This is a genomic window from Collinsella aerofaciens (assembly GCF_040910325.1).
GTDB classification, from domain to species: Bacteria; Actinomycetota; Coriobacteriia; order Coriobacteriales; family Coriobacteriaceae; genus Collinsella; species Collinsella aerofaciens_BL.
On record NZ_JBDGAV010000016.1, the window covers coordinates 1 to 13,609 of the forward strand.

The 13,609-nt window shown below is 59.3% G+C and carries 14 protein-coding genes and 1 tRNA gene; 6 read left to right on the forward strand and 9 right to left on the reverse strand.

From position 1 onward, the window contains the following. Positions 1-558: 558 nt before the first annotated feature. The 9 genes from AB5Z25_RS07405 to purB all read right to left on the reverse strand — a co-directional run bounded on the left by AB5Z25_RS07405 (position 559) and on the right by purB (position 9,009). Positions 559-634 (reverse strand) — tRNA-Lys (locus AB5Z25_RS07405). Between the two features lie 28 nt (positions 635-662). Beyond that, the gene (locus tag AB5Z25_RS07410) at positions 663-1,943 is read right to left on the reverse strand and encodes an aminopeptidase (RefSeq protein ID WP_368135194.1); all 1,281 of its coding nucleotides are present in this window, start codon (positions 1,941-1,943) and stop codon (positions 663-665) included. Between the two features lie 89 nt (positions 1,944-2,032). Beyond that, a complete protein-coding gene (locus tag AB5Z25_RS07415) occupies positions 2,033-2,608 on the reverse strand; it encodes an ABC-2 transporter permease (protein WP_022093792.1) in 576 nt (191 codons plus the stop codon). Beyond that, positions 2,609-3,487: a phosphoribosylaminoimidazolesuccinocarboxamide synthase gene (locus AB5Z25_RS07420; RefSeq protein WP_035136481.1), complete on the reverse strand. Its 879-nt coding sequence runs from the start codon at positions 3,485-3,487 to the stop codon at positions 2,609-2,611. A gap of 118 nt (positions 3,488-3,605) precedes the next feature. After that, positions 3,606-5,171: a sensor histidine kinase gene (locus tag AB5Z25_RS07425; protein ID WP_040360026.1), complete on the reverse strand. Its 1,566-nt coding sequence runs from the start codon at positions 5,169-5,171 to the stop codon at positions 3,606-3,608. Between the two features lie 11 nt (positions 5,172-5,182). Further along, positions 5,183-5,905 carry a response regulator gene (locus AB5Z25_RS07430; protein ID WP_006236208.1) on the reverse strand — a complete coding sequence of 241 codons (723 nt, stop codon included), beginning with the start codon at positions 5,903-5,905 and terminating at the stop codon, positions 5,183-5,185. 154 nt (positions 5,906-6,059) lie between these two features. Beyond that, positions 6,060-7,271 carry a twin-arginine translocation signal domain-containing protein gene (locus AB5Z25_RS07435; protein WP_195544100.1) on the reverse strand — a complete coding sequence of 404 codons (1,212 nt, stop codon included), beginning with the start codon at positions 7,269-7,271 and terminating at the stop codon, positions 6,060-6,062. After that, positions 7,271-7,534 (reverse strand): TIGR03905 family TSCPD domain-containing protein, encoded by a 264-nt coding sequence (locus AB5Z25_RS07440; protein WP_006236206.1) that lies wholly within the window; start codon positions 7,532-7,534, stop codon positions 7,271-7,273. The genes AB5Z25_RS07435 and AB5Z25_RS07440 overlap by 1 nt, the downstream gene beginning before the upstream one ends. A 128-nt stretch (positions 7,535-7,662) precedes the next feature. Then, positions 7,663-9,009: an adenylosuccinate lyase gene (purB, locus tag AB5Z25_RS07445; RefSeq protein WP_055251306.1), complete on the reverse strand. Its 1,347-nt coding sequence runs from the start codon at positions 9,007-9,009 to the stop codon at positions 7,663-7,665. A gap of 616 nt (positions 9,010-9,625) precedes the next feature. Here purB and AB5Z25_RS07450 point away from each other — a divergent pair. From AB5Z25_RS07450 to AB5Z25_RS07475, 6 genes are all read left to right on the forward strand, one after another. Beyond that, positions 9,626-10,828 (forward strand): tyrosine-type recombinase/integrase, encoded by a 1,203-nt coding sequence (locus tag AB5Z25_RS07450; RefSeq protein ID WP_368135195.1) that lies wholly within the window; start codon positions 9,626-9,628, stop codon positions 10,826-10,828. Beyond that, a complete protein-coding gene (locus tag AB5Z25_RS07455; protein WP_368135196.1) occupies positions 10,828-11,379 on the forward strand; it encodes a hypothetical protein in 552 nt (183 codons plus the stop codon). Before AB5Z25_RS07450 ends, AB5Z25_RS07455 begins: the two co-directional genes overlap by 1 nt. Before the next feature lie 219 nt (positions 11,380-11,598). Then, positions 11,599-11,823, forward strand: coding sequence for a helix-turn-helix domain-containing protein (locus AB5Z25_RS07460; RefSeq protein WP_117840649.1), 225 nt, complete (start codon positions 11,599-11,601; stop codon positions 11,821-11,823). A 260-nt stretch (positions 11,824-12,083) separates the two neighbouring features. Further along, entirely contained in the window at positions 12,084-12,251 is a 168-nt protein-coding gene (locus AB5Z25_RS07465) for a helix-turn-helix domain-containing protein (protein WP_368135209.1), read from the forward strand. Then, positions 12,244-13,005, forward strand: coding sequence for a hypothetical protein (locus AB5Z25_RS07470; RefSeq protein ID WP_368135197.1), 762 nt, complete (start codon positions 12,244-12,246; stop codon positions 13,003-13,005). The genes AB5Z25_RS07465 and AB5Z25_RS07470 overlap by 8 nt, the downstream gene beginning before the upstream one ends. A 228-nt stretch (positions 13,006-13,233) precedes the next feature. After that, positions 13,234-13,425 carry a hypothetical protein gene (locus AB5Z25_RS07475; RefSeq protein ID WP_195232638.1) on the forward strand — a complete coding sequence of 64 codons (192 nt, stop codon included), beginning with the start codon at positions 13,234-13,236 and terminating at the stop codon, positions 13,423-13,425. The last annotated feature ends 184 nt before the right edge of the window (positions 13,426-13,609 follow it).

The window sequence follows — 13,609 nt, forward strand, 5'->3', positions numbered from 1 at the left end:
GGTGCACGCCCCGCGGCTGATCCGGTTCCACCGGGCCGCGCGGCAAGGAGATATATTGCCAGACCGGAGGGGCCCCGCGGGCGGGAATCGCGCACTCCATATTTTGTTCACAAATGAATAGATCCCTCAGTCGCGTCACTGAGGTTAAAACTGAAGCATTGGCTTCTGATATTGGCGATGACCAGCTGTTTTATGAGTATTGAGACATCGGTCATCTCTGGAGCGCTACTTTACTCCAAAGGCATCAGCTATTTGTTACCCATCGGTAAAAGGCGGGTTTTGTTCGCCAAGCGTTCTTATATATAGCTAGATACGGGTTCGAACCCGTGCACCGGCAACAAAAAAGACGGCCAACCGAAGTTGACCGTCTCAACAATCTTTGGGTGGGCCGTCAGGGGTTCAGCCTGCTTCGCAGGCGGCCGCTGCGGCGCTTTCGCGCCTTGCGCGCTGCGCTGGCAAACGCTCACGCGTTTACTCAGCTCCGCGCCCTTTCGGGTTCGAACCCGTGCCGCGGTAACAAAAAAGCGGCCGGCATCCGCCAGTCGCTTTTCTATTCTATGGTGGGCCGTCAGGGGTTCGAACCCTGGACCTTGGGATTAAAAGTCCCCTGCTCTGCCAGCTGAGCTAACGGCCCGCGGGTGGCATTGTACCACGGTCTGGGACTATTCCCAACTCCATTGGCCGTTCTGGAAAATCACAACTTCACGTCCATCAGGCGTAATGCCCGTAATATCGATGTCGTCCGTGCCGATCATAAAATCGACGTGCGTGCTCGAGACGTTAACGCCATGCACCAGGAGCTCCTCCTTGGACATGTCATACCCACCCTCGATGCATTCGGGGAAACCGACACCTAGCGCGAGATGGCAGCTAGCGTTCTCGTCATAGAGCGTATCGTAGAACAGAACACCACTTTCGCGGATCGGCGTGTTCTTGGAAATGAGCGCGACCTCTCCCAGGTGAGCAGCGCCCTCGTCAGTATCGATGATACTTGCGAGCGTTGCCTTGCCCACGCGGGCGTCGTAGTCCACCACGCGGCCGCCCTCGAACTTAATCCAAAAATCGTCGACTTTATTGCCGTGGTGGATGAGCGGCATGGCCGAGTACACGATACCGTCGGCGCGCATGCGATCGGGCGAAGTGAAGACTTCCTCGGTGGGAATGTTGGGGAAGAAGGGATGCCCTTCGGGCGTCTTGCCCTTGCCGCCGGCCCACTCGTGACCTTTCGTCATGCCAATCGTCAGATCGGTTCCATTTGCCGCGGTGTAATGCAGGTAGTCGAAACGATTGTCGTTCAGGAAACGCAGGTTCTTTTCGAATGCGGCGTCATGGAGTTCCCAGTCGCTCTCTGGGTCCTGGCCATCGGCGCGCGCGGTGTGCAGAATCGCATTCCACAGCTTATAGATTGCAACCTCATCGGCGTCTCCTGGGAACACCTCGCGCGCCCAAGCCACGACCGGAGCGCCGGCGATGCACCACGGATTGATGTTGTAGTCCAGTCCACGGCGGAAAACTTTGCACTGCGTGTTCCTTGCCTTTGATGCCGCGGCCGGCTTGGCTGGATCGATGCCCTTGAGGGCCGCAGGATCCGCACCCTCAATAAAGACAAAGCAGGCACCATCCTGGGCCAAGGAATCCAGCTGCATGCGCTTCCACTCGGGTGTCTGCTCAAAATAGCTTTTCTCGACATGCTCGTACGTGAGCCTCGTCACGGCATCATCGGCCCAAATGACCGTCACGTGACCGGCGCCGGCAGCATAGGCCTCCGCGACCACCACGCGCGCAAACGGCGCGCACTCGACCGGAGACTGAACGACGACCTCCTGGCCGGGCTTGACGTTTACGCCCTTGCGGACGACCAGGCGCGCATAGTTTTTAATCTTGGGCTCCAGGGCCTTCATGCCCTCCAGAGCCTCTTCGACCGTCAGGGCAGCTCGAATCATGTGCCACTCCATCTATCTATAGAACAGTAAAAAGGCGCACCGCAAAAACGGCGCGCCTTATATCTTAGCGATAAGTATGTATGCAAACGCTACTTCTTCTTGGAGTCCTTCTTGTCCTCCTCGGCAGCCGCGCGCTCAATAAGAGCGTTGAGCTTGTTCTCGGACATGCCCTCGGCCTGCGCGCGGTACATGTTGCGCAAGGGACGAATACGAGCGAAGTCATAGATAAAGTCGCCCAAAATGATGACGTAGGACAAAACAATGCCGACCATCTGGACAGGGCTGGACACCATGCCAGCGGGAGCGAAGTACAGCGAGGCCCAAATTGCCACGACGAGCACCATGCCAATGGCGAGCACAATCCACCAGATGCGACGGCGCTTGGTGTAGTCCTCGTCCTGCTTGAGGAGGATATTCGACACCGTATAGATGCGGTCCTCCTTGGCGCGCTGCTTAGCCTTGCGGGCGCGCTTCTCCTCTTTAGAGAGGCCCTCGAGGTTCTCGCCCTTCTCGAGCTCTTTGCGGCGTGCCTTAGACGAAGCCGGCACGACGCGAACGGAGCTCGCTGCTTGGCGGGCGGGCTTAGCAGATGCGGCAGACTTGCGCGCAACCCCGGTAACTTCGTGGGATTGCGTGCGCTTGTTCGTGGCGCTACGGGTACTCACTTATGCGTTCTCCTTCATGCTTGTGAACTGGGAGCCCGTGATGATCTGGAAGGCCTCGCGATAGCGCTCGGACGTGCCATCGATGACCTCGGCGGGCAGGTGCGGGGTCTCCCCCGTCATATCCCAGTTGGCCTTGAGCCAATTGCGGACGAATTGCTTGTCGTAGCTAGGCTGGATCTTGCCCTCCTCGTAGCTGGCAGCAGGCCAGAAACGGCTGGAGTCGGGCGTGAGACACTCGTCGATCAGCGTGACCTTGCCATCGATGACACCAAACTCGAACTTGGTGTCGGCAATGATGATGCCACGGGTCGCGGCGTACTCGGCGGCAGCCTTGTAGATCTTGAGGGAAAGGTCGCGAATCTGCGTGGCGATGTCCTCGCCCACGATCTCGCAGCAACGCTCGAACGAGATGTTCTCGTCGTGGTCACCGATCTCGGCCTTCGTGGACGGCGTGAACAGCGGCTCAGGAAGCTTGGAAGCCTCGGTCAGGCCCTCAGGCAGCTGGATGCCGCAGACGGTGCCGTTCTCGTCGTAGGTCTTCTTGCCCGAACCGGTCAGATAGCCGCGGACGATGCACTCGATAGGAATCGTCTGGGCCTTCTTAACCAGCATGGCGCGGCCAGCGAGGTAGTCACGATACTCAGCAAACTCCTCGGGGAAATCCGCCGGGTCGATGGAAACGAGATGGTTGGGGACGATGTCGGCAAACTTATCGAACCAGAATGCCGAGATGCGATTGAGTACCTCTCCCTTAAACGGAATCTCGTCGGGAAGAATGAAGTCGAACGCAGAAATGCGGTCGGTGGCAACCATCAGCAGGTTTTCACCGGCATCGTAAATATCACGAACCTTGCCACGGGAATCCGGACGACGCTCCATCGTTGTCACGTGAGTCACTCCTTACCTAAATACGACAGAAATGCGGGTTCTTTCCCGCATGTTTTCGCAAACTCGGAGCGGCAGGGACGCGGCCCCTCCTTCACCGAATAGCGAAAAGCTAGTGCTCCATTGTAGTAGATGCCGCGTCTGCCGTGTGCTCGCGGGGCAGATGAATTGTAAAAGTCGTACCCTTTCCAAGCTCCGACTCCACGGATATGTAGCCATGGTGACGCTCGACGATCTGCTTGGTCACGGCGAGGCCAACGCCCAGGCCGCCAGCTTCGCGGGCGCGGCTGGCATCGGCGCGCCAAAACCGCCCGAAGATGCGCGACAGATCGTCCTTGGCAATACCGATACCGGTATCAGAAACGGCAATGCTGACGTGCTTGCGGTCACTTAGCACCGACACCACGACCCAACCGCCCTCGGGGGTGTAGCGCATGGCGTTGCTCATGAGGTTGATAACACATTGCGTGATCATGTCGGGATCGGCCTCGACGACATCGTCGTGACCCTGGGTCTCGTCCGCAAAACGCAGGCGCAGATCGCGGTCGACAAACAGGCGCTCCTGGGCATTGACGATGGAACGCACGAAAGGAACCATGTCCACCGGCTCAAGGTTGAGCGGAGCCGTGCTGTTTTCCATGCGCGACAGGTCGAGCATCTGCTGCACCAGACGAGCCAGGCGGCGCGTCTCGGAAGCAACGGTCTCCAAATGCTCATCGTCGGTGGGATACACGCCATCCTGCATAGCCTCGACCGTTGCGAGCATGGCCATAAGCGGCGTGCGAAGCTCGTGTGCAACGTCTGAAGTCAGGCGCTTCTCGTGTTTCATATCCTTCTCGAGCGAAGTGGCCATCTCATCGAAGGTCTCACCCAGCTGATCGATCTCGTCATCACCGCGCAGTCCCGTGCGAGCCGACAGGTCGCCGTCACGAATTTGCTTTGCGGTACTGGTGATGCGATGAATCGGCTTGGTGAGCATGCGCGACACGAGCGATCCGATAACGACCGAAATGCAGATTGCAACAACCGCGGCGAGGGCCATGGCGTTAAAGGTCTTCTCCCTAAACGCAGAGTCCGCCTTGGTGAGCAGAGCGTCGGAGCCGATGGCCCACAGCTTTACCTGTCCGACATGCTCGCCGGAAGACGTTACAATCTCGACGTTAGCAACGCTATCGGAGTCGGTTGGAGCAGACGAGACCGGGCTATGCGATGCCCTCTTGCCGCTCGTGTCGTCGGTCGTAGCCTGGTTTTCGCGTACATCGGCGGTGGCGCTTGCCGAGGGCCAGGAATCGTCATAAACGATCACGCCCTTTTTATTGACGACCTGCATGCCCAGATCGTCGGAAACCAAACTCGACGTTGCGACCGTGCGCAGTTCTCCCGCGGTCCAAGAGCCGTTTTCCTCATATGAGGTTGCCAACTTCTCGGCAGCGGAATTTGCGATTTCGACGATATTGGAGCGTGTGTAATCCGAAAAGACCGTGCCCCACACAACAGAGACAACGCCCACCAGCACCAATACCGTCATGAGCGATGTCAGAGCAAAAGCAAGTGCCATGCGCGAGGGATAGCTCATCGTTGGCCGTGAATCGGAACGAGGCGTGTTCCAACTAGCCTTGGAACCCGCCTCGCTCTCCTGCTTGTGCTTTTGTCCGATTTCAAAGCGCGCAGGTGTCATATGTGATTTCCCTATTTCTCGTCCGACTTATCGGTCTTGGCCGGAGCCTCGAAGCGATAGCCGACACCATGGACGGTGTAGAGCCACTTGGGCTTCTTGGGATCATCGCCCAGCTTGGCGCGAAGATTCTTCACGTGGCTATCGATGGTGCGCTCATAGCCCTCAAAGTCATACCCGAGCACTTTCTCGACCAGCTCCATGCGGTTATACACACGGCCGGGATGGCGGGCAAGCGTGGTGAGCAGCTTGAACTCGGAAGCCGTCAGATCGACTTCCTTGCCCTCGACCAAGATCTTGTGGCCCGAGATATCGATGACCAGATCGCCGAAGTCGAGTACCTCGACGGCGGGCTCGTCGGCCTGATGGGCACGGCGGAACAGAGCGCGAACGCGGGCGACGAGCTCGCGCGGCGAGAACGGCTTAATCAGATAGTCGTCGGCGCCGAGCTCAAGACCGATAATACGGTCCTCGATCTCGCCCTTAGCCGTCAGCATGATGATGGGGACATCCGAGGTATCGCGAATGGTGCGGCAAACGCGCTCGCCGGGAATCTTGGGGAGCATAAGGTCGAGCACGACCAGGTCGAACTGATGCTTCTCGAACTCCTCGATCGCGGACTGGCCGTCGCCGACGCCCACAACCCAGTAGCCTTCGCGCTCGAGATAGGCAGCGACGGCGTCACGGATTGCCTTCTCATCCTCGACCAGCAGAATCTTTTTTGCATCTGAAGCCATAACACGGCCCCCCCTGTCTCAATTAGCTAAGAACAAGCCCATTTTAACGCACCTGAGCCCGCCGGATGCCGCTATGACGCGGCAGCTCGGCAGGCGGTACTCACAATTACAACGCGTTTATTCCCCTGTTGGCGCCTTTTTAACCCCTCTAAGCTTAAAGAGAGAATAGGCGTGCAGTGACCGTCTCTGGTATACCTTGGCTGTTGCGCACCGTGGCGTACGTAAGGAATGAGTCCGATTTTCCCGCCGTAGCTGGATAATCGCCATACTCCAAAGCGCGGTCGGGCGACAGCAGCGAGCCATAGGTCTTGGCAGAGGTGTCGATCAGGAAATGCGACGCCTGTACCTTAACAAGGTATTTATTCTTCTTGCCAGCCGCACATGCGAGCGGCTCGCGTGACAGAAAGAGGTACGGCCCTCCCTCATTACCGATATACGTGCCCATATTGCCCAGGCTGCCCACGCCGCTATAGGCCGCCTCGATAGAAAACACGAAGGTATCGCCCATATACACGGCCTCGAAAGGCGAAACTGACGAAGGGAGGACCAGCTGGGCACGCTTGGTGTTGTTGCCGTCGGTCAGATCGATTGCCGTTATGCCGTAGTAGACGCCCTCGTCGTTGCGGACACGCGGCGAGATGGTCAAAATGCCGTCGCTCGCGCGCGGAGCCGATGCAAAGCGGCCCGTCGATTTCCAAATTGCCTCGGCCTTGGATTCATCAAGCGAGCGACGATAGCAAAACGAATCACTACTCGTTTTATTGCCGCCTGCCGAGGGCATTTTATACCAGATAACCGATGACCCGAACGCCGTAAACAGGGGCGGATCATAGTCCTTGCCACCTCGATCGAGCTCAACCACATCGCCAGAGAGCGAAGCGCCCGACAGATTTTGAGCGTAGAGCTTCCACGATGAATTGGCAAAGTTCATCTCAACCCACGCGAATACGCCGTCGCCGGCACGGACATCGTAGAATGCGTATCCCGTGCCCTCGATAGGATCCTCGATTAATGTGGTAAGCGAGCCATCGCCCAGGTTGAGCACACCGAGTGTGTTGGCGTGCAATGCCGATGCGGGCGCCATCATCGCCGCGGCGTAATCGCCGTCGCAGTAGTACAGCAGCGTACCCAGAGGCAGCGTCCACGACGCCGCCGGCTCAAGATCGATGTCGACAGCCTCATACTCATCCGTAATCGAGATGATTTTGGAATCGTCCTTGATAACCTGCGGCTCGCCGGCGGCATCATCGCTGGTACCCGTTTTTTTCGAGCATCCGGCAAGCACCGTGGCAGCGCCCGCGGCAGCCCCGCCGAGTACAAAGCCGCGACGCGATATTCCGTTCTTGATGTGATCGGCGATACCCATTAGGCGATCTCGGTGCGAGCGGCCTCGATAGCGCGTGTAAGCTGGTCGGCGCAGGAGGTCTTTTTCATACCGCAGGTATTACCGGCGAGAACCTCGATTACGCGATCGGCAGGAGCGCCCTCGACCAGCTTGGAGATAGCCTTGAGATTGCCGTCGCAGCCGCCGGTAAACTCAACGCCCATCACCTTGTTGCCGTCATCGGAAAGATCAAGGTGAATATTGCGAGCACACACGCCCTGAGGCTTGTAATCAAACGAAATCATGCGATCCCCTCTCAGAATGTTATTCGAGACGACTATTATCCCCGTCTTTCCCTAAATGCAACGAGGCGCTTTGCCGGCAACACACATTACCAGCAAAGCGCCCTAAAAAGCTAACGTTATGCCCGAACCTACTCGAAGCTCAGCTGCTCCAGACGATCAAAGACCGTGTCGATACGGGTGAGGAAGTCCCACGGATCAAAGATCTCGTCGAGCTTCTCCTGACTGACGGTGCAGCGCGGGTCGGCCTCGAGACGCTCCTTAAAGGTGGGGCCGGAGACACAATCCTGTACCTCGTGCCAGGTTGCCATAGCGTTCTCCTGCACAATGGCGTACGCGTCCTCGCGGGTGATGCCCGTGTCGACGAGGGCGAGCAGTACCTTGGAAGAGAAGATGAGGCCGCGGGTCTTATTGAGGTTGGCCATCATGCGGGCGGGATACAGCTGCAGGCCGTCGATAACGCGGATGAGGCACTGGAACATGTGGTCGAGCGCGATGAAACTATCGGCCTGGGCGACGCGCTCGGCAGAGGAGTGCGAAATGTCACGCTCGTGCCACAGGGCGACGTTATCGAAGGCGACCTGGGCGTTGGACTTCACGACGCGCGACAGGCCGCAGACTTTCTCCATGGTGATGGGGTTGCGCTTGTGCGGCATGGCGGAGCTGCCCTTTTGGCCCTTGCGGAAGGGCTCCTCGGCCTCGAGCGTATCAGTCTTCTGCAGGTTGCGGACCTCGGTAGCGATACGCTCGCAGGTGGCCGCGGTGGTGGCGAGAACGCCGGCGAGATAGGCGTGATGGTCGCGGCTGATAACTTGCGTGGACAGCGGGTCGTGAACCAGGCCCAGGTGCTCGCAGACGTACTCCTCGACGAACGGCTCGATGGAGCTGTAGGTGCCGACGGCACCGGAGATGGCACCGAAGGCAACATTCTTGCGAGCGTCCTCAAGACGATCCAGATCGCGCTTGAGCTCCCAGGCCCAAGAGCCAAACTTCATGCCAAAGGTCATCGGCTCGGCGTGGATGCCATGAGTGCGGCCGGCACAGAGCGTGTTGCGCTCCTCAAAGGCGCGACGCTTGCAAATCTCGCCGAGCTTCTTGACGTCCTCGATGATCAGGTCGCAGGCCTGGGTGAGCTGGTAGCACAGGGCCGTGTCGCCCAGATCGGAGCTGGTCATGCCATAGTGAACCCAGCGGCTGGGCTTGGGGTCGCCCTCGGGAACATCGGCATCGATGTATTCCTTCATGTTGGTCAGGAAGGCAATGACGTCGTGGCGCGTGACTTCCTCGATCTCATCGACCTTCGCCTTCTCAAAGTTGGCATGGTCGCGGATCCACTGGGCCTCGTCTTTGGAAATACCGATCTTGCCGAGCTCCGCCTGGGCCTCGCAGGCCAGAACCTCGATCTCCTGCCAAATGGCGTACTTGTTCTCGAGGGAGAAGATGTGTCCCATCTCCGGGCGGGTATAGCGATCGATCATAGCGGCTCCTTTTTGGTTATTGGCACGTTGGTCGTAACCCAACCATTGTACCGTGCACAGGTGCAAGTATGGGCAGTAGGCATTAACCTAACATTTTGCCGCAAGAGCGGCCATGGGGACGTCTGCGCATTTGCTTCGCAAATCCGCACCGGCTGCGGTCGATCCCCTCGGATTCACGGTGACGATGGGGAAGACTTTGTTGAATTGGCCGTCCCGAGGTCTTCTGTGCTCCATGGAGCGGACAACGGGACATCCGCGTATTTGCTTCGCAAATCCGCACCGGCTTCAGGCGCCTGTCGGCGCCTTCGCCTGCTCGCTACAAACGCTTCGCGTTTGCTTTACGCTCGCACCCTGTCGGGTTCGAGTCCCGGCGCTTTATTGAAAAAAGCACGGCACCGGAACGGTGTCGTGCTTTTACTTTTTCTGGAGCGGGCAACGGGACTCGAACCCGCGAGTGTCAGCTTGGGAATCCTGCACACAAGTGTTCAAAGAGATAAAAAGCGTTGCTAACGTTGCAGGTAAAACGCACGTTATGTGCCATAATGTGCAACGTAGACCAAAGAGATACACGCTATTTGGTCTACATTTGGTCTACGTTTTGGTCTACGGAGCACGCATGGAGTACACGCACTACATAGCCGCGAACCTCGAAAGCAGGGGCGGGAAATACCGCGCGGCGCTGAAATACATCGACGAGGACGGCGCGAGGAGGAAAACGACCAAGGCCCTCAAGGCCACCGGGAAACGCGCGGCCCAGAAAGAGCTTGAGGAGTGGCGCGCGGCCATGGAGGCCGAGTGGAACCAGAGGCAGCGCGAGGGCGCGGCGTTGGCGGTTCTGGGGTTCGACCCGGAGACGGTACTCACCGTGGCCGCCTACGTTCGCCGCTATATCGACGGCAAGCGCCCGAGCATCGACCCGTCAACGTTCAACGAGTACGGGCGTCTGCTCGACAACATCATTTCCCCGCTGCTCGGGGAGGTGGCGCTTTCCGATCTCAACCCGGACATGGTGAGGGCGTGGGTTGCCAAGATGGGCGAGACGTACGCCCCCGGCACGATGAAAAAGGCGCTCACGCTGCTACGGTCTGCGTGCAATCAGGCCGTCGATACCGATTTGTTGGGCAAAGACCCGACCCGAGGCGTAAAGCCGCCCAAGGCCGGACGCCCGCGCCCCAACTCGCTTACCGCCGAGGGCGTGCGAACCGTGCGCGAGGTACTCAGGGTGGCGGGCATGACCCCGGCTATGCTCGGGGTGAAAATCGCCCTATACACGGGCATGAGGGAGGGCGAGATATGCGGCCTCCGGTGGGCGAACGTCGATACTGATAGCGGCGTGCTCAAGGTGGAGGACAGCATAGGCCGCGACGGGACGAGGTTCTACGCCAAAGACCCCAAGAACGACGGCAGCGCCCGCGCGGTGTATTTCGGCTCAGAGCTTGCCGCCGATCTCGTGGCCCGGCGCGAGGAGATGGAGGCCGCTTGCCTCGCTGCGGGCGTGCCCTTCACCGGGGCGCTCTACGTGCTCGGGGACATCCGCGGCGGTTTCATGCGCCCCAACACGATTTGGCAGAGGTGGCGCAACCTTGCCGAGGCACTGGAGCTGAAAGGGACGAGAGGAACCCGCCCGACGTTCCACGACCTGCGGCACACGTTCGCAACCATGGCCGTAGCCGCCCACGTGGACATTAAGGCAATCTCGGCGTCTATGGGGCACTCGAACGCCGCCATGACGCTCAACATCTACGCCGACGCGACAGCCGAGGGCAAGCAACGCGCGGCCCAGACCATGCAAGCCGTTTTGTCGAGCGGTGAAGCGTGATGGACGCCGAATATATCGAGCATCAGGATAAGCACGGTAAAACGAGGGCAATTTCCCTAAACGTCGAGGCCGTCGAAAGGCTCAATGAGGGGGCGTGGCGCTTCGGCGTCCCTCCGTTCTCAACGTTCCTCGACGGCGGGCGCGGTATCGTGGAGCTACTCAAGAGATTCGACATTCCCCGGAAAGAGCTAGCCGCCGAGTTACAGGTATCACGGGCGACGGTTACGAACTGGACAAGACGCGACGATCTCGAACCGCACAGAGCTCTGTGTGTGCTTAGGGCCGTTTCGGAGATACTGCGCAGGCGAGGGGCCGCTGACCCTGACGCAGATATTGCGCGCTACGTTGCGCCGAAAATGGCTCCACCTCCGTACATAGACGTTGCGAAAACGAAACGCAGGTTTGCGTCCGAGGCGCTTAACCGGTTGACTGACCCACAGGTCGATATTCTGTTAGAGGTTATGCGCGGGCTGATGTTTTGCAATGGCGAAACAGAGGAGGCAAACGAACTTGCCAGAGCCATCGCGGCGCTAGAGGCAACGCAGAAATGAAAATCTTTTCAATCCGCCCGACACGTTTTCTGGAGTCACTAAATCGCATTGACATAGTGCCAGCACGGATAGACCGATAATTTAACAGCACGTCGAGAAACAGGCGCTCTACTGAACAATCGCAGGTAGAGCGCCTATTTTATGTTTCGTTGCAGCATAGCTATAACCGTTATAGAGCGCTCAAGAAGATAGCAACCGAACCATTGGAGGGATATACCCATGTGCACTCAGGAACATCTCGACGAACTCAGGAAAGCCGCGAACGAGGGCCGCTATTCCGATATTCCCAACCCGCTCACGGCACCGGAGGCGGCAGCTATCGCCCGTCGCTCGCGCGTGACTATCGCCCGCGCCTGCCAAAGCGGACAGCTCAAAGCCTCGAACACGGGCACCCGCTGGAACGTCAACCGTGACAGCCTGCTCGCATACGCGGGCCTCATCTAGGGCGCGGCGCATGAGGCCGATTAGGACGGCGCTCGGGGCCGCGAGGCGCGCGGCGAACGCCGACGTTCCGGGAATGACCGGGCGGCAGATGGGCGAGGAGATAGACCGCCTCACGGCCCGTCTAGCCGCCAAGGGATACAGACAGCCCTACCGCGCTTGGGCGCGGGGCCGTATCGAGGCCATCGGGCGCGAGATAGCGAGACGAAAGCGAGGGGGCGGCGGCAGTGTGGAACGAGGATATTAGGCCCGTGCCCGTGAACATGGGGAGGCTCATAACGTCGGCTCAGGCGGGCGCGGTGCTCGATCTCAGCGAGAGGGACGTTCGCCGCCTCATCCGGCAAGGGGCGCTCGACGAGGTGCGCATAGGGCGGCGCGTCTACGTAACCCGCAAGTCGGCACTCGCACTCGTGGGGGTGGACGATGGATAGCGAAAAGCGGGCAGAGTACCGCCGAGAGGTCGAGCGGCGGGCGGCGGCGCTCAGGCGCATGAGGAAGGACCGGGGCATTGCGAGCGGCAAGCCTCCGTGCGCATACGACAAGATTCAACTGCGGGACTACCTCGCGTCGCTCAGGATAGAGGACGAGGGCGAGCGGTGCGCCTACCTTGCCGCGCTCATCGACTATTGGTTCACGGGCGTGTGCCCCGATCATCTGGACGGCGTGCCCCGCGCCTATTTCGACGCAAACGCCGACCGCCTCAGCGACGCCCGCGAGGACTCGTGGCGAAAGGCCAACATGCTGCGGGACATAGACCTCACCGGGTGGCTGGAGGGCGGGAACGGCAACGTTCCCCCAGCTGGAGAGGGGGTATCACACCCCGTGTCAGACCCCGTGTCAGACGGGGTGTGCGAACAGCATAGCTATAAACTACTACCTACTAGCTATGACCTATCCGCTACTAGCCATGGGCCTATAAGCCCAATGGCTAGTAGCGAGGAGGCTACCGACTATGAGCGAGGCCCCGGCGTTTTCGAGACGGGCGAGACGTTCTTTCATGCCCCGTGCCCCGTATGCCATGAGGCGGTGAAGGCATGGATAGACGGCAGCGGGCTAATCGTTTCGAGCTGCGGCAGGCACGGCATGAAAACCGTCGGCCTGCCACCATCAGGTCTGGAGGCCGTGAGGGAGAACGGTCGAAGCTCATACGTGCTCAGGGAAAGCGGGGAGCATGGGGAAGGCTAGGGCGCTATCCATGCCGAATGGGTGCCCGATGCCCTCAGTCGTTCCCGGTGGAGCGCCGTGCACGCCCTCAAAGAGATCGAGGAGGCGGAAGCCGAGGCAGCGGGAAAGCGCAAGCACCGCTAATCAGGAACCGCTTGATGTCCTGCGGAAATACCTGCTTGATGTCCTGCGGAAATACCTACCTGAATCAACTAAAATATTCGAAGAGATGCTTGAGGAGCTGATTTGATGGAAAGCCAGGTTAAGCAGGAGAAGCTAGCAAAAGCCCGTATCGAGAAGGCCAAACCCGTCTTTATTGAGATGTTCGGCTATGAGCCTATGTTCTACGGGCACGTTTGCGAATATGCCGACCTTCTGGAAGAGTCCATCTCGTCCGGTGAGCCTAAGCTTATGGAGCATGACCCTAGCATCTTCCTTTAGCCCATCAATCGGCTAATCGGTCTAACCGCTTGCCTAGTTCAGCCCCGCCACGGCGGGGCTTTTTTATGCCGGGGCGAACCCGCGAGGCGGGGCCGGGGGCGTGGCGTGTGCAGGGTTTCGGCGTTTCGCCGGGACATGCGGGGCGAGGCCGACGAGGGCGCGGCGTCGGCGCAACATGGGGAGC